This is a genomic window from Neobacillus jeddahensis (assembly GCF_000612625.1).
Lineage (GTDB): Bacteria > Bacillota > Bacilli > Bacillales > Cytobacillaceae > Neobacillus > Neobacillus jeddahensis.
The window spans coordinates 60,036-76,261 of record NZ_CCAS010000003.1 but is presented as its reverse complement, the minus strand read 5'-3'; the positions used below and the strand labels follow the sequence as shown (position 1 = coordinate 76,261).

The window sequence follows — 16,226 nt, the reverse complement described above, 5'->3', positions numbered from 1 at the left end:
AAGCCCGAATCTATGGGTTTCCCTTTGTCTTTCATCCCTTTACTTCGGCTGCATACGAATCGCTCCATCAAGGCGGATTGTTTCACCATTTAGCATTGGATTCTCGATAATACTTTGAACAAGCTGGGCATATTCGCTTGGATACCCCAGTCTTGGCGGAAACGGGATCATTTTTCCAAGTGCATCCCTCGCCTCTTCTGGAAGTGTATCAAACATCGGTGTGTGGAAGAGTCCTGGTGCGATGGTCATGACGCGGATTCCGTAGCGGGCTAATTCCCTGGCAATCGGCAGGGTCATCCCGACAATTCCACCCTTCGAGGCACTATAAGCCGCCTGACCAATTTGCCCATCATAGGCTGCAACGGAAGCAGTATTAATAATCACTCCTTGTTCTTTTTCAGCATTCCCTACATTGCTGGCCATTTTCTCAGTTGCCAGTCGAATGACGTTAAAGGTCCCGATTAAATTCACCTGAATCACGCGGGAAAAAAGAGCCAGATTATGTACCCCCTTCTTCGCAAGCACCTTCTCGGCAATCCCAATCCCGGCACAGTTTATCACTGTATTCACACTACCCATATAATCCACTGCTTTATTAATCGCTTCCTGAATTTCCTCTTCTTTTGTCACATCAGCTCGTAAAAACAAGACTGCTTCACCTAATTCGGTGACGAGCTTTCCTCCTTTTTCTTCAGACTGGTCGATGATAACGACTTTACCGCCACCCTCCACAATTCTTCGAACCGAAGCCTCCCCTAACCCTGAAGCCCCACCCGTGACAATAGCTCTGCATGTATGAATCTGCATCTAAACTCCCCCTATTAAATCATTCTTCATGATGATAGTTTGCAAGAATCATGCCAACCATGACCGGATGGTAAGACGAACGACAATACATCGGTTCAATTATACCTGTGTAGGAATTGGACAGTTTGGTAAAATAATTGCTCGAATTCTGTACGGGATACGCATGAATGATGAGATAGAAAAATGGTTAAAATTTTCGCAAAAATACGGTATGATATTTTTAGATACACGAAACAACATCTTGAATGGAGGGGTAATATTGAAGAAACGGAAACTCGTCATTACACATCACTTGGAGCAAAGCCAGATGGAGCAAATAAAAAACGTCATTCCTGATTGGGAAGTGATTGTGAGCAAAGATAAAGAGATCTGGCAAGAGCATGCCAAGGATGCTGAAATTATTGCTGGCTGGAAAAAAGGGATTGAAGCATACTGCCTTGGCCCGAATTCTAAGCTTAAGTGGCTGCAAGCTTGGAGTGCAGGAATAGATTCCTTACCACTTGCTAGCTTGCAAGACAATGAGATTATCTTAACCAGTGCCAATGGTGTACACGCCTTTCCCATTTCTGAAACTATTTTTGCCCTCATGCTCGGCTTAACAAGAAAAATCCATACATATGTCAAAAACCAGCAGACCAAGACATGGCACCATGCCCATATGGATTTAGAAATGCATGAAAAAACGATTGGGATTATTGGTGTCGGCGCCATTGGAAAAGAAACAGCGAAAATTGCCAAGGCATTTGGGATGACTGTCCTTGGTGTCAGGCACTCAGGTCAACCTGCCGACCATATTGATGAAATGTACACACCAGATCAATTAAATCATTTACTGCCAAAGTGTGATTATGTGGTGGTAACCTTGCCCCATACAAAGGAAACGCACCACTTATTTGCGGCTGCCCAGTTTAAAGCAATGAAATCATCTGCCTTTTTTATTAATATCGGCCGTGGGGAAATTGTGGTTGAAGATGACCTCATTCAAGCATTACAAGATGACATCATTGCGGGCGCAGGCTTAGATGTATTTGAAAAAGAGCCATTAAGTGCGGATAGTACATTATGGGAAATGGAAAACGTCATTGTGACGCCACATACCGCAGGTTCTACCGAGCATTATAATCAGCGTGTCGTGGAAAATATTCTCATCCCAAACTTAAAAACGTACCTTTCCGGGATAGCCCCAACTATTAATCTCGTTAGTTATTCGAAAGGCTATTAGTAAAGGAGCTATTTTGTATGCAGCAAGTAACACTCGAAAAACCGAAGAAAAAAAAACGTCTTTGGTCGTTTTTTAAATACCTCATTCCGGCACTGTTGATATTCTTAATCGCTATTAACTTTGTACCGGTTCAGCCAATCAAGGAGAAGCCCTTTTTCAAGAATGATCGTCCACTCGTGATTGCGCATCAGGGCGGAGAACTTCTTGCCCCGTCAAACACGATGGCATCGTTTACGAATGCCGCCAATATGGGGGTAGATGTGATTGAAACCGATCTCCATATCACAAAGGATGGCTACTTGGTTGCCATTCATGACCCGTCTGTGGACCGAACAACTAACGGACATGGCAAGATCGCTGATATGACGCTCGAGGAGATCCAAAAGCTCGATGCCGGCTATCAGTTTAAAGACCTACATGGAAATTACAGCTATCGCGGGAAAGGGGTTACGATCCCGACCGTGGAAGAAATTTTTCAGAAGTTTGGAGATATGAGAATTGAGATGGAGATTAAAGATGATAATCCTCCAGAACGATACAAAGAAATGTCCGCCAAACTATGGGTTCTAATAAAAAAGTATAAGATGGAGGATAAACTCTTAGTAGCTTCCTTTGACCAAGAGATCTTGGATACTTTTAATCAATATGCAAAAGGTCGGGTTGCTACAGCCGGTGGAAAACAAGAAGTCACCAAATTTGTCGTTTTCCATAAATTCTTTCTGCGAGATCTCTATCAGCCTCAAACCGATTCTTTTCAACTGCCGACCAAAGACAGCGGTTTTGATTTGACTGACGAAAAGCTCATTACAGGTGCGCACCGACGCGGACAGCAAATTCACTATTGGACGATTGATGATCCGAAAATGATGAAGAAGCTGTTAGATGCCGGCGCTGATGGAATTTTGACCAATCGACCCGATTTACTATTAAAGTTACTTAATCAAAAATAATAAAAAAAGGGCTGCAACTCATCACACAGTTGCGGCCCTTTCCACTTTAACCATCGCAATAATTCCATGCTTGTCCCTTTCGACAAATATCTTCTTAACATAGTATGTAGTACCTCATTAAAAAGGAGGTGATAGATTATGTCTGGTTACGAATCTGGAGGTTTAAACAGTTTTGCTTTAATTGTTGTCCTTTTCATCCTATTGATCATCATTGGTGCCTCTTTCATGGGAGGAGGTTACTAATCCCTTCTTGACTTCATCACAAAAAGACAGGTTTACATTCCTTTTGAAGCGTGTACAACCATGCTTCTTTTTTACATACTCCAGCATTTCGCCAAAATCATCCTAATCATGAGGCTAGACAATGTCAAAAGGGAGATGCCATCAGACATCCCCCTTTTCATATAGCTTTAATAGATTGTTTGCATTCCCTTACCAGCCACGGTCATCCATTCGAACTGTCGAAGTCTTACTTCAAATAATGTCAATGGATCGCGGAACATTTCTGGATTGGTATTCATTTTCGTCAGCATATCTTGATTTGTTTGAATGCCTGTTCGCGCTTCTTCAACCGAATGGTTTAATAGATTCAATGGGTTTTTGAAAAATAAAGCAATATCCCGTTCCAATGATTTTTCAAACAATTCAAACGGCTGGAAGAATTGCTTACTAACTTCAGCCATTGCCTCAGAATAATCCTCATTTTCAACAAACGATTTGTATTTATTAAACAGAATTGCTTTATTTTGCGAAATGGCGCCAAACAATTTCCCAGCACTCTTTAATAAAAATTGTGACGGAGTACGGCGCAAGAGAATATTAACGGTTTCTAATTGGAATCGATTCGTCATCCGGTCTGTATCCCGATGCCAATCTTCAAGCACCTTAAAATCACAATCGAGCTTGAGGCACTCTTCCCCGTACATTTGATTAAAGCCTTCACCCATCTCATATAAAAATTCCTGACTTTGATTAAACTCTTCTTTACACGCCTCAATCCATTCCTGTAGCGAGCGGTAGAATTTTGGCATGACCGTTTGTTCTAAATATGCTTGAAGCCTGTTATTCATTTCATCATTGAGCTCTAAATGGATCTTGCTGAAATTGCTATCTTCCTTGATTAATGCAGAACATGACTGGAGCATTTCTGGCAGATGATCAGTAAGGTCCTTCTCAATCTCATCCTTAATCGCACGGTAAGATTTTTTAATCGTCTTTGTTTTTTGTACTTCGGTATCCTTCAATTGATTCACTGCACCTGTTAACTTCATGAGCATTTCTTCGTTCCAGCGTATCGATTCCACTAGTTGATTTTCAACATCAATCCGTTTTTGTAAGAGGCTAGCAATCGTCGTGCGGATAAAATAAAGCAGTTTGGCTAGACGCTTATCCTCGATATTTCTTGGACGGCTAACCGACTGAAGAAACTCGTTGACTTCCTTTTGCTGCTGCCCTTGTTCATATTGAGAAGAAAAAGCAAACACTCTAGCATCCGGTAAATAAGCGTGAATCTTCGATCTCGTCTCATCATATATACGGATAGCTTCCTGCTCACCTGTGATAGTATCCATCTTACAAAGCAGGAAATGAACCGGAATATCTGGTGCTAATTCTTGAATTTGTTGCAATGCCGCTTGTTCTTTATCGGTAAACGGAGCATTCGCATCAAGGACAAATAAAATAGTATCGGCCACGTGTAAGTTCCTTAACACTTCGTAGCGGTCATGATGGTTTCCTTTTAAGCCAGGAGTATCAATGAAGGCAACTCGATTTTCCTGCAAAAATGAGTTTGGACTCTTAAATTCAATAATCGATTCTAAGGCATTGCGACGGCGGTCCATCCGCTCTTGGAATTCCGAAAAGCCAGATAAACTAGTAATCTCACGATCGGTAATTTCCGTTATTTCCTGGTCATCCGCATCTTTAAACATGACAACCGAAGACGTAGGGCTATCTTGTAGATCCTCCCCTAAAACCGTATTAACAAACGTTGATTTCCCACTTCCACTTAGCCCGGTAATGAGAACATGTTGTGTGTCAAAATCAACTAGTTGATGGACAAGCCATTTTACGCGGTAGTTCTCGCCCATATCATGGTCTTGGGCCCATTTCATGATCGTATCAAACAGTGCCAGGCACTCATCAAGCTCATCCATTTCTGTTTCCGTCAGACCAATCAACTCTTCTGCCTCACTGACAATCGACAGACTGAGGCTTGCTGGAAACAGCTCATTCCATGATAGAACAGCAGCTGAAGCTAAAACAATATTTTCATCATCCGCTAACCGCAGCCAATTCGTTAACAAGTCTGGAATAAAACCTTGAAGCATTTTAATATAATACCGTCCTTCAATTAAGCCAAAAAAGGTTTCTTTATGGAAGGTAGACAGCACATGCCAGGTATTGTCGCGATTGACTTCAAGATTTAATACTAAATGGTTGATTTCACTTAACCATGAAAAATACGATTCCTCCGTCTGATAACTATTCCATAATGAAGTAACAAGCATTTCAAACATCTTTTTATCCAGGTTAAACAACAGGATTAACGCTTGAAGAAAATAACTTGGTGCATGACTTTTGGTTACACCCTTCTCGACATACGTGTTGAGAATGTTAAACCATTCCAACGATTCCGTCCGTTTCGCTTCGTTCACGGCAAGTTCAATCGCATTGTTCCAATCCTGTTGGCTCTCAAAATAGGTTCGGGCGATTTCGGTCACATTTGGATAGTCGGGATTGGCCACGATCGTCCTTTTAATCGTCGAAACAGCCGCCTCTAATTTTCCCCGTTCAATATAGAGTGAGAATAATTGTAAAGCAACTTCTGTTGCTAAAGTTGGATCATCTGTTTGAATAGCACAATAAATATCCTCAGCTGTTGATAATAATCCTAACTCATAATAAGCATCTGCCGTATTTTTCTTTGCCCACGGCTCGAGGTCATTGATAATGTTTTCCCATTTAAAAATGGCTGATTCATAATCTTTATGATGAAAATACACTTCTCCCTGTGCAAAGCGAATCGCTGATAAATCAGGCAAATCCTTTTGGGCCTCTTCTTGAAAGACATCCCCAAGGACACGAATCGGGTGGATATTTTCATGCTCATTTATGAACATTTGATAATAGGTTTTCTCTATTAATTGCTTATCTATCGTCATTTCTTTCCCTCCAATTACAACACTCTCTGTCATTCATATGGAAAAGAGTCGTAATTATTCCTTATACTATTCGACGTATGTATGAAATATAAGTCTCAATTATTACGATTCTATCAGAGGAATTTTTTAAATGGATGTCAGTTGTATGTCATTTTGAAGACAAACAGCCAGTTAGAGTGACGTCCAACCACGTTCATTCTCGTAGTTGGCACCACTTCGTAAGTCAATAAGCCTGCACATGTTGGGCAGGCTTATGCAAGTCGATTACCGGGTTGGCACAGCCTTCCCGCTTACGATCGTTAAGACAATCTCAGAAAAATAGGCGACCGTGCGCATGTCATCATTGAACGAATAAGGAGACTTCCATGTTTCCTCAATGAATACCTCCATTACCTTCATGGCACGTTGGTCCCCGCTACTGGCCTGTTCAAGCGCGACCACACTCTCCAAGATCTTGACCATCAGTTCACCGACTTTTTTTGAATGAAAGGTTTTATGGTCGTCTGAAGCGGTCCGTAATGATTGGATTAATAGTTGTAATTGCTCTAACCCAGTTTTAACCAGTTTACTCCATTGTACTAGCCCTTGGCTAATATTTTGGATGCGACGATTCATTTCCGCCACAAAGAGTTCATCTGCTTTAAACTTCTCGATTAAGCGGAGAACCTCTAAGCCAAGAATATTAGCCGTACCCTCCCAGACAGTCAACACCTGAGCATCCCGCAATAATCTTGGCGTGACGAAATCCTCAATATAGCCATTTCCCCCGTGCATTTCGATGGCTTCATGAGAAAAGTGTATCGCTTGTTCAGCCGTTTCCTTTTTCAATAGGGCGATATATAAACGATTGAGGATTGACTCTTGCTGGCTGGCGCTATTATTCATGACTCGTTCAAATAAAGGAAGGTAGGTAAAAACGGTTCGTGTTTCAATTTCTAATTTAGCAGCAAGCTTTGTCAGTGTATCCTTCACCATTGGATATTGGGCTAACTTGCTCCCAAAAGCATCCCTTCTTAAGGCGTATTCCTTGGCTTCACGGAATGCCCTCCGCATAATCCCCAAGGAAGCAACGGCATTACAGACTCTCGACAGGTTAAGCGCTTCCATCATATAGTAAAAACCTTTCGAAGGATCGCCCACCACATAAGCTTCTGCCCCATCAAATTCAACCTCTGCAGAAGGAACCGCCCTGACACCGAGCTTATCCTTCAAGCGACGAATCCGAATGCCATTCAGCGAACCATCTGCCGTTCGCCACGGCACTGCAAATAATGTCAGACCTTTTGTTCCTAACGGGGCATCTTCTTTCCTGGCCAACACCATTGCTACCCCACACGCTCCGGCATTGGAGGCAAAATACTTTTCCCCATATAATTTAAAATGGTCGTTAAATGGAACGGCTTTCGTTTCATTGGCCCCTACATCTGAGCCACCTTGGCGCTCTGTTAAAAATGTCGCCCCTTCATAAAGCGGGACTTCACCTGTCGAAATCACATGAGGCAAAAATCTCTTCTTAATTTCTTCCGATGCATAATGGTCTAATAAATAGGCGGTGGCCATTGTTAGGGTGACTGGACAATAAAACCCTGGCTCTGTTTGTGATAATAAATATCCTTGAGCATAGGAATACACATAATTCCCCTTCTCCCCAAGTGCCGGAATATCCTTATGAACATAGCCAACAATTCCCGTATTATAGGTTTCTTCTACCGATTTTCGGTAGCCCTCATTTACCCAGACGGTTGATACATCTTCTCCATAGGCATCGTATTTGATTAAGCGGGGCTGGCCCTCACGATCGGTAAATCTAGCTCGCTCATCCATCACTGTCGCACATTTTTCACCAAACACTGTCAGTTCCTTGTCGGCGAATTGAAAAAAGTCCGGAGTTAGTAATTCTTTTAACAAGGATTGAAACTGTAAATCTTCTTTATAAAAATTCATCGTCTTCCTCCTATTTTTCAGAATTATCAATAATTAAAGTATACCATCTTCTATTCGCGTAAAGAATACATTAAACCATGATTTGAGCATCTTCCTTTTTCCCCTATCGTCAAAGTATAATGAACACAAACCCCTTAAAGGAGAATATAGCATTGGAAAAGGAACACGCTCTTTCACTATCCAATTTAATAGAAAAATCGAGACCGGAAACGTATGAGATTCGGAAACTTGAAACAAGAGGAGGGACCTTACCGAAATTTCATCAATGGACGAATGGTAAAAGTACATTGGCTGCCTATGAAGTGCTTAGACCTGCAACAGAAACAGGCTATTATTTTCTATTCATTGATTGGCATCGTAATCAGAACTTTTATTTAGTCATATATGCACATGACAAATCGACAACCTGTGCAGAGATCCGGCAGATTCAAGTACTGGAGGAAGGCCTTCATCTCCTTTGGACCTACAAGCCATTTAAACGGGATGGGAAAAACGATCAGAGAAAAGCCTATTTCAAGCAAATGTTTGGTTCAACAACTCTCCACATTAAACTGCCAACGATTGCAGCAGAAGTTGAAGCTTTTTTTGAACAAGTATTTAAGCTTTGCCAAAATCGCATCAAAGCGGATAAAATTGTGGAAACATTTGAATTTGATGTGTAGTGAGATACAAAGAAGGGATGACGATTGTCATCCCCTCCTTAGAAAATTTCATTATAATACCTTACTTAAAAATGCCTTTGTCCGTTCCTCTTGTGGGTTATCAAATAACTCACTTGGAACCTTCTCTTCGACAATCAAACCGCCATCCATAAAGATAACGCGATCACCCACTTCTTTGGCAAAGCCCATTTCGTGCGTGACGACAACCATTGTCATCCCTTCCTTGGCAAGCTCCTTCATAACCTCTAAAACCTCTCCAACCATTTCCGGATCGAGGGCAGATGTCGGTTCATCAAATAGCATAATGTTCGGTTCCATCGCAAGTGCTCGGGCAATGGCAACCCGCTGCTTTTGTCCGCCAGATAAAGAATCTGGGTAGGCATCGGCCTTATCCTCTAAGCCTACTTTGCGTAGCAGCTCTAAGCCCTTCTTTCTGGCCTCTTCGGCCGGAATATTTCTAACCTTCATCGGAGCAAGCATGATGTTTTCAATCACCTTTTTATGGGGAAAAAGATTAAATTGCTGGAACACCATGCCAACCTCGGTGCGAATTTTATTGATATCGGTTTTTTTATCAGTTATGTCGACCCCTTCAATTAACACCGATCCACCTGTGATTGTTTCTAACATATTGATACAGCGGAGAAATGTTGATTTCCCAGAGCCAGATGGACCAATTACTACAACGACCTCTTTCGGCTTGACGGTCACATTAATGTCCTTTAGCACCTCGTTACTGCCAAATGATTTTTTTAAATTCTTCACCTGGATCATTCGGTTGCCCACCTTTTTTCAAAATAGTTTAACAGGTAGTTTAACGATAACGTTAACACAAGATAAATGACAGCCGCGGAGAGATACGGCTCCCACGGGCGCATATATTGACCTTGCATCGCTCTCCCCCAGTACATCAATTCTGGAGCAGCAATTAAGGCTGCCAGCGATGAATCCTTAACAAGAACAATAAATTCATTGCCTAGCGGTGGAATCATCCGCTTTAGTGCCTGTGGCAAAATCACATACCTCATAGCTTGTACATGGGTCATCCCAAGTGAACGGGCCGCTTCCATTTGTCCCCTGTCAATCGATTGAATCCCGGCCCGGAAGATTTCTGCCACATAAGCAGCTGAGTTTAAGGACAGGGCTAGAATGGCTGCTGCTATGGCGTTGGTTGTACCTATGAAGGCCGGTACAACAGCAAAATGGATTAATAAAATTTGTACCATTAATGGCGTACCACGGAAAAAGTTGATGTACCATTTAAACGGTAAGGCATACCATTTATTTCGCAGCATTTTTCCTAATCCGATAAATAAACCGAGGATTGTCCCAATCAAAATGCTGGCGAGTGAAAAACCAATTGTTAATAATGTCCCCTTCAAAAGTAAGGGTGAGTACTCTACAATAATATCCCATCTAAAATCCATTATCGATCGCCCTCCATTGTACGGTGCGGATAAATCTATGTAAGTGAAGTTTAGGCATTTAACCAAAAATTGCGTAACCGCCTTTGATTTAGAAGTTACGCAATTTTAATTTTGGTTAGTAGTTTACTATTGTTGATCTTTTAGGATGTCAGTGTCTGGTTCAACATCAAACCATTTTTTGTAAATTTTCGCATAGGTACCATTATCAATGACTTCTTTCACTGCCTTGTCTAGGTCACCTTTTAGCTTACTTCCTGTTGGTAACAAGAGACCGTAGAATTCATTATCAAACGTACCGTCATCTTCAATGAATTCAAAATTGTCTTTTGGATTATTTTTTACATACGTTTCTACAACCGAGTTATCAGCAACTACTGCATCAACCCCGCCATTTTTCAACTCAAGGATTGCCAAATTGTTATTTTCGAATTTTTTAATATTTTCATTATTTTTACCGAAAAGTTTTTCAACAACTTCCATTCCAGTCGTACCATTCTGCACAGCAATCTTTTTACCTTCTAAATCCTTGGCACTCTTAATGGTGCTTCCTTTTGGAACAAGGATTTCATTTTTTGATAAGAAGTAAGGAACAGAGAAATCATACGAATCTTCGCGGTCCGGTGTAATCGTGATCGCAGAAACGGCGAAATCAGCTGTCTTTTTTTCAATCTCAACAAAGATTGGATCCCAGCCGACGTGCTCAATCTTCACATCATAACCAGCTTCTTTTGCAACGGCATTAACGAAATCTACATCAAAGCCAACAATTTTCCCCTTATCTTGGTACTCAAATGGTGCATAAGCGGCATCGGTCACTACTTTTAACGATTTTTTCTCGCTTCCCCCCGTTTTACTTGTCCCACAAGCTGACAGAATTAAGAGCAACCCTATCATCATAATGGTTGAAACGAATGTAAATTTTTTCATTTTTAGTCCCCCTAATTATTTTTTTATAAAAGTGATTTATTAAAAGATTGATAATATTTTGAATATAAATGATTATAACAACTTTTGTTTTTTTATTCAATCATATATTTTTTTACTATATTAATACGGTAATAGAACAATGCATGAATAGTTTTTTCTCCCTATTTACCTGTATATCCGTAGTGTAAAATAGGCATTCGCCGTTTCCCACCCATAACAGCTACATAATCTATAGGGTATTATCACATAAGGAGAGATGCCCACATGTACCCATATGGCTATTATCAACAACCGCAAATGCCGATTGAACACCATTCGTATGTTCCTGTCGAGCACATGAATTCCTTTGTTCCAACTGAACAGTTTCATTCTTACGTTCCAAATGAGACTTTTAATCCCTATGTACAGCTAGACACATATGACCCTAATCGACAACCACAACAGCTTGAACGTCGAGTGAACCAGCTCGAAAGGCAAAATGAGCGTCAAACAAGAGAGATCGATCAACTGCAAAAGGACGTAACCCAATTACAACGCCGCCTGCAGCGGGTCAATCAACGCGTTCGAGCCTTAGAAAGAAGATTTAATGTTCCCTTTACCCCGTTTGACGGAGAATATTAGAAACTACAAAACCGGACATTCAAAAGTCCGGTTTTTTGTCTGTTTAGATATACATAGTTAGGGTTTCTGTCACATGACATTAAAAAATGTAAATAGCTTGTGAATTTTTCTAACATCTTCACTGACAAGAGCTAAAAATTCAGTTAACTTTTCATTATAAACTGAAATATAGAAGGGAAGAAAAAGGAATGGTTCAAAGACATGAAATTAAATTAGCGGAAAGAATTCTGCAATTAGATAAATTAAGAGATGAATTGTATGAAGAGCTAATGAAAACGATGGGTTCGAAAGGAAATGAGCTGTTAAGAAGACTCCAAAATGCTTAACTCTTAAAGGAGGAAGGACTTTGACTACTCACTTACGAAGAGGACTCGAACGTCTAAGGCAATTTTATATAAAAAAAATAATTGAATCAGAACGAATGGATTCATCGGCTGAACTGCAATCCCTCACCATCCGAGAACTGGAGAGTCTCTATAAAAGGTCTATTCCCCCCAAAAAATAATGTCTTTTTCAACTCCGTATGAGTCCCTCTCTTAAAAATAGTTTTATAGTAGAAAAATCTTGATTCATGTGAGAAAATCTAACGTATAATATTTTACAATATTCTAAATATGGCAGATAATAGGGTGTGGTGAGCGACTAACATGGGAAAAGATTTATCTTATAAGGATAAGAAGGTCATAACAATTGGCATTGTCAGGGATCTTACCGGTCTATCCGAAAGACAAATCCGTTATTATGAAGAACGGAAACTAATTTTCCCTGAAAGATCGGCCGGGGGAAGTCGTAAATTTTCTTTTTCTGATGTGGAATTACTAATGGACATCGCCAACAAAATTGAGGATGGCGTCCAGACACATGAAATCAGGAAGGAAATGCTGCGCGAACAAAAGAAACAAAATCAAGAAGATATTCGTCGGAAAATGATTCAAGGACAGCTTAATGCACAGTTTGGAATGCGAAAGAACCAGTAATAGATTTCCCCATAAAAACCTCGTCTCTTACATTAGAGTGAGGTTTTTTCTTTGTTAGTCGTCCTCCGCAAAGTCAGAAAATAAGCCTACTTTCAAAAACTATGTCAGATTTCCTCCCAAAGTTATAGAAACAAACATGACATTCATGTGAAAATACAACTACACTGAATGTTATAAAAATTAACATTATCATAAAGGGGGAAAAAAGATGGATACAATTTTTTTAATGAACAGTCTTTGGGTTATGGTAGGAGCTGTACTTGTCATCTTAATGATCGGCGGCTTTATCCTTCTCGAAACAGGTTCAACCAGAATGAAAAACGCAGGACATATTGCGGGGAAAACGATACTTACCTTTGGTATTAGCTCGATCGTATTTTGGGCAGTTGGCTACGGGTTAATTTTTGGCAAAGGAAATCCTTTGATTGGATTCTCCGATTTCCTCTATTCCGGCTATGACATCGATGGCTTACCATTATCAGGTTCCGTTTTCTTTTTATTCCAATTAGCTTTTGCGGGTATTTCGTTAACAATTGCCTTTGGCGGCTTCGCCGAACGAGCTAAGCTTGGGGCCTATCTCGTATTTGCCTTATTATTCTCAGTCATTGTTTATCCACCTATCGCACATTGGATTTGGGGCGGCGGCTGGTTAGCAGAGCATGGCAAACAAGATTTTGCCGGATCAACTGTTGTTCATTTAACTGGTGCCATGGCAGCACTTGCTGCTACGATTCTCTTAAAACCTCGGATTGGTAAATTCAATAAAGATGGTTCCGCAAATAATATTGCCGGGCATAACCAAGTATTTACCGCCTTGAGTGTGCTTATTCTATGGGTAGGTTGGTTTGGATTTAATGCTGGCAGTACTTTATCTGTTGACAGTGCCTTCTTTGGATTTGTTGCCATGAATACAAATCTTGCTGCTGCTGCTGGAACGATCGCTGCCATGATCATTTCTTGGATCGTATTAGGTAAGGCCGATGTGCCAATGATGCTTAATGGAGCATTAGCTGGATTGGTTGCCATCACCGCATCCTGTGCCTTCGTTGAAACATGGGCAGCTGTTCTGATTGGTTTTATCGCTGGTATTCTCGTATTCTATAGCATTCGTTTCTTTGAAAAAGTGAAGATTGATGATCCAATTGCAGCCCTTTCCGTCCATGGTACAGCCGGGGTATGGGGTACACTATCAACTGGATTCTTTGCCACAAAGGAATTAGCAACAGTCGGTAAACCAGGTTTATTTTATGGAGGCGGCCTCCACCAATTAGGCGTTCAAGCATTGGGTGTCGTTACTTGTGCAGCTTTCGCCTTTATTGTTTCCTTCATCCTTTTAGCGATTATGAAAAAAGCTATGAATGGCTTGCGTGTGACGGAAGAGGAAGAAATCATTGGTCTTGATATGAGTGAGCATGGTAGCTACGGTTACCCTGAATTACTGAAGGCCGAACAAAAGATCAATGCTTAAACTAACTAAGATATAGTTTGGTAGTCAATCCTTTTTTTAAAACAAGGGATTGACTACCTTATTGTTTTGTTGAGATGGGAGGTGGAAACCATGGAAGATAACATTTACTCCAAGATCGTAGAATTCAAACAGGAACACATAAACGAAGCTGTTCATGAACACTTTAAGCTAAACCACTTGCATGATGAAATCATCAAACAAGTGGTAGAAGTAGCTATTAATCAAGTAATCGATCAACATGGCCCCCCACCCTCTCCCTTCTCCTTCTTTGTAATGGGTAGTGCTGGAAGGCTTGAACAATCCGTTTGGAGTGATCAAGACCATGGGATTATCTATCACGATCAAAATGATGAGGTTAAATCCTACTTTTTAACGTTAGGAAGAGAGATTTCTAAAGGATTATTTCAAGCGGGCTACCCCTATTGTGATGGTGGCGTCATGGCCAGCAATCCCTTCTGGTGTAAATCAATAGCCGAATGGCAGCAGCAGCTAACAAAGTGGGTCCTTGAGTCCTCTTGGGAATCGATTCGCTATTTGTTAATTTTTCTGGACGGAAGATCTTTCTATGGCGAAAGTACCTATGTTGACCAGTTAAAAAAGCATCTCTATCAAACAACCAATAAAGAACAATTACTCACAAAATCTCTACGTAATACCTTGCATCTCAAAAAAGGAATCAACGTGTTAGGCAAGCTTTTAGTAGAAACACACGGTCCGCATGCTGGGGCTCTTAATATAAAAGAAATTGGGTTATACCCCTATGTAAATGCCGTACGTCTTTTATCTATTAAAGAAAAACGATTGGAAACCTCAACCCTTTTACGTCTCGAAAAGATACCAGATAGTTGCTTTCCGTTTGCTGGCAAACAATTTTACCAGCAGCAGTTTTTAAAGCTCCTTCAATACCGACTGTTATTTGGAGATCACACAAATTATGATTCCGGTCATTATTTGGCCATTCATATGCTTACAAAAGAACAAACGAAGGAAATAAAAGAGATAATCAAAAATGGTGCCGCCCTTTTTCATCATGTTAGAAGGCTGCTAGAAAAGGACGATACCGATGGAGATGAATGAGATGATCCAATTTTTCAGGCAAATATCAGGGAAACTAAGTTCAAACGTTTATGCAAGTGTGCTAGGAGCATCAACTCCACAACAAATGGCTTTTCTTAGAGAACTACAACGCGAAATGAAACAAAGTAATTACTTAGATACACCACTTAACGAATTAAATGTAGTCGTTTTTGATTTAGAAACAACAGGCTTTTTTCCCGATAAGGGCGATCAAATCCTCTCAATTGGCGCAATCAAAATGCAGGGACCTCACATCAAAGAGCAGGAAACCTTTTATTCGCTAGTGAAATCAGACGGACCACTTTCAGAAGAAATTTCGTCATTAACGAATATTCAAGTAACCGAATTACGTACAGCGCCACCTGCCACTGAGGTATTAATGCAATTTTTTCAGTATGTTAAAAGTGATGTGCTCGTGGCTCACCACTCCAAGCATGAACAATCCTTTATGCAGAAAATGACTTGGGACATATTACGAACGAAATTTAGCCACCGTATCATTGATACTTCCTTCCTGATCCGCTTATCTTCCCCGGCCCTCAAGTCAGCACCGCTTGAAGTTGTATGCAATGAATGTAATGTTGATATACAGAATCGGCATCATGCCCTTGGCGATGCAATCATGACTGCTCAAATCTGGGGACATTATTTACAGCTTGCCGAAAACAAAGGTCTTCGTGATTTACGGGAAGTGTACGAATATCTTGCCAAAATAGGATAGACCCTATTTCCACTAGAATAAATTCGATTCCTTTATGGCTGAAAACACATCGATTTTCCTACACTCTCCTTTAAATTCCCTCCATTTTCCTCCTCTTTACACATCTAAAAGAAAAAATTTTCAAAAAATTTTCTTCGTGCTTTTCCTTATTAGAATAAGAATGAAAACGCTATCACATATTTTGATTGTTTTGAATTGTCAGATTTCTATATTGACCATGTTATCGATTGGTTGTATGATTATCGAAAATAATCATTCA

The 16,226-nt window shown here is 40.5% G+C and carries 16 protein-coding genes; 10 read left to right on the top strand and 6 right to left on the bottom strand.

All coding sequences use genetic code 11. The features are described 5' to 3' along the window. Window positions 1–39: 39 nt before the first annotated feature. The gene (locus TY15_RS02125) at window positions 40–807 is read right to left on the bottom strand and encodes a 3-hydroxyacyl-CoA dehydrogenase (RefSeq protein WP_040206129.1); all 768 of its coding nucleotides are present in this window, start codon (window positions 805–807) and stop codon (window positions 40–42) included. A 259-nt stretch (window positions 808–1,066) separates the two neighbouring features. Between TY15_RS02125 and TY15_RS02120 the strand changes: the two genes are divergently transcribed. The 3 genes from TY15_RS02120 (at window position 1,067) to TY15_RS23420 (ending at window position 3,222) form a co-directional block, all read left to right on the top strand. Continuing rightward, a complete protein-coding gene (locus tag TY15_RS02120) occupies window positions 1,067–2,029 on the top strand; it encodes a D-2-hydroxyacid dehydrogenase (RefSeq protein ID WP_040206128.1) in 963 nt (320 codons plus the stop codon). Between the two features lie 17 nt (window positions 2,030–2,046). After that, window positions 2,047–2,979 carry a glycerophosphodiester phosphodiesterase family protein gene (locus TY15_RS02115; protein ID WP_040206127.1) on the top strand — a complete coding sequence of 311 codons (933 nt, stop codon included), beginning with the start codon at window positions 2,047–2,049 and terminating at the stop codon, window positions 2,977–2,979. 138 nt (window positions 2,980–3,117) lie between these two features. Further along, the gene (locus TY15_RS23420; protein WP_040206126.1) at window positions 3,118–3,222 is read left to right on the top strand and encodes a YjcZ family sporulation protein; all 105 of its coding nucleotides are present in this window, start codon (window positions 3,118–3,120) and stop codon (window positions 3,220–3,222) included. Window positions 3,223–3,389: 167 nt separating this feature from the next. Here TY15_RS23420 and TY15_RS02105 read toward each other — a convergent pair whose 3' ends face one another. Together TY15_RS02105 and TY15_RS02100 are read right to left on the bottom strand one after the other, a co-directional pair. Further along, on the bottom strand, window positions 3,390–6,143 hold the full coding sequence (locus tag TY15_RS02105; protein ID WP_040206125.1) for a dynamin family protein: 2,754 nt from the start codon (window positions 6,141–6,143) through the stop codon (window positions 3,390–3,392). Between the two features lie 264 nt (window positions 6,144–6,407). Continuing rightward, entirely contained in the window at window positions 6,408–8,087 is a 1,680-nt protein-coding gene (locus TY15_RS02100) for an acyl-CoA dehydrogenase family protein (RefSeq protein ID WP_040206123.1), read from the bottom strand. A gap of 152 nt (window positions 8,088–8,239) precedes the next feature. On the opposite strand from TY15_RS02100, the gene TY15_RS02095 reads away from it, so the two are divergent. Next, the gene (locus TY15_RS02095) at window positions 8,240–8,749 is read left to right on the top strand and encodes a hypothetical protein (protein WP_040206121.1); all 510 of its coding nucleotides are present in this window, start codon (window positions 8,240–8,242) and stop codon (window positions 8,747–8,749) included. 51 nt (window positions 8,750–8,800) lie between these two features. Here TY15_RS02095 and TY15_RS02090 read toward each other — a convergent pair whose 3' ends face one another. From TY15_RS02090 to TY15_RS02080, 3 genes are all read right to left on the bottom strand, one after another. After that, a complete protein-coding gene (locus TY15_RS02090) occupies window positions 8,801–9,523 on the bottom strand; it encodes an amino acid ABC transporter ATP-binding protein (protein WP_040206119.1) in 723 nt (240 codons plus the stop codon). Further along, entirely contained in the window at window positions 9,520–10,176 is a 657-nt protein-coding gene (locus TY15_RS02085; RefSeq protein WP_040206117.1) for an amino acid ABC transporter permease, read from the bottom strand. Before TY15_RS02085 ends, TY15_RS02090 begins: the two co-directional genes overlap by 4 nt. 126 nt (window positions 10,177–10,302) lie before the next feature. Further along, the gene (locus TY15_RS02080; RefSeq protein WP_040206116.1) at window positions 10,303–11,103 is read right to left on the bottom strand and encodes a basic amino acid ABC transporter substrate-binding protein; all 801 of its coding nucleotides are present in this window, start codon (window positions 11,101–11,103) and stop codon (window positions 10,303–10,305) included. 264 nt (window positions 11,104–11,367) lie between these two features. On the opposite strand from TY15_RS02080, the gene TY15_RS02075 reads away from it, so the two are divergent. The 6 genes from TY15_RS02075 to TY15_RS02055 all read left to right on the top strand — a co-directional run bounded on the left by TY15_RS02075 (window position 11,368) and on the right by TY15_RS02055 (window position 15,967). Beyond that, window positions 11,368–11,724 (top strand): PspA/IM30 family protein, encoded by a 357-nt coding sequence (locus tag TY15_RS02075; protein ID WP_052353681.1) that lies wholly within the window; start codon window positions 11,368–11,370, stop codon window positions 11,722–11,724. Window positions 11,725–11,912: 188 nt separating this feature from the next. After that, the gene (locus TY15_RS24595; RefSeq protein WP_179301768.1) at window positions 11,913–12,050 is read left to right on the top strand and encodes a hypothetical protein; all 138 of its coding nucleotides are present in this window, start codon (window positions 11,913–11,915) and stop codon (window positions 12,048–12,050) included. Between the two features lie 321 nt (window positions 12,051–12,371). Then, the gene (locus TY15_RS02070; protein ID WP_040206115.1) at window positions 12,372–12,701 is read left to right on the top strand and encodes a MerR family transcriptional regulator; all 330 of its coding nucleotides are present in this window, start codon (window positions 12,372–12,374) and stop codon (window positions 12,699–12,701) included. A gap of 208 nt (window positions 12,702–12,909) precedes the next feature. Next, complete coding sequence (locus tag TY15_RS02065; RefSeq protein ID WP_040206113.1) at window positions 12,910–14,169, top strand: ammonium transporter; 1,260 nt, start codon at window positions 12,910–12,912, stop codon at window positions 14,167–14,169. A 90-nt stretch (window positions 14,170–14,259) separates the two neighbouring features. Next, entirely contained in the window at window positions 14,260–15,246 is a 987-nt protein-coding gene (locus tag TY15_RS02060) for a DUF294 nucleotidyltransferase-like domain-containing protein (RefSeq protein WP_040206112.1), read from the top strand. A gap of 1 nt (window position 15,247) precedes the next feature. Further along, window positions 15,248–15,967 carry an exonuclease domain-containing protein gene (locus TY15_RS02055; protein ID WP_244440873.1) on the top strand — a complete coding sequence of 240 codons (720 nt, stop codon included), beginning with the start codon at window positions 15,248–15,250 and terminating at the stop codon, window positions 15,965–15,967. Window positions 15,968–16,226: the final 259 nt, after the last annotated feature.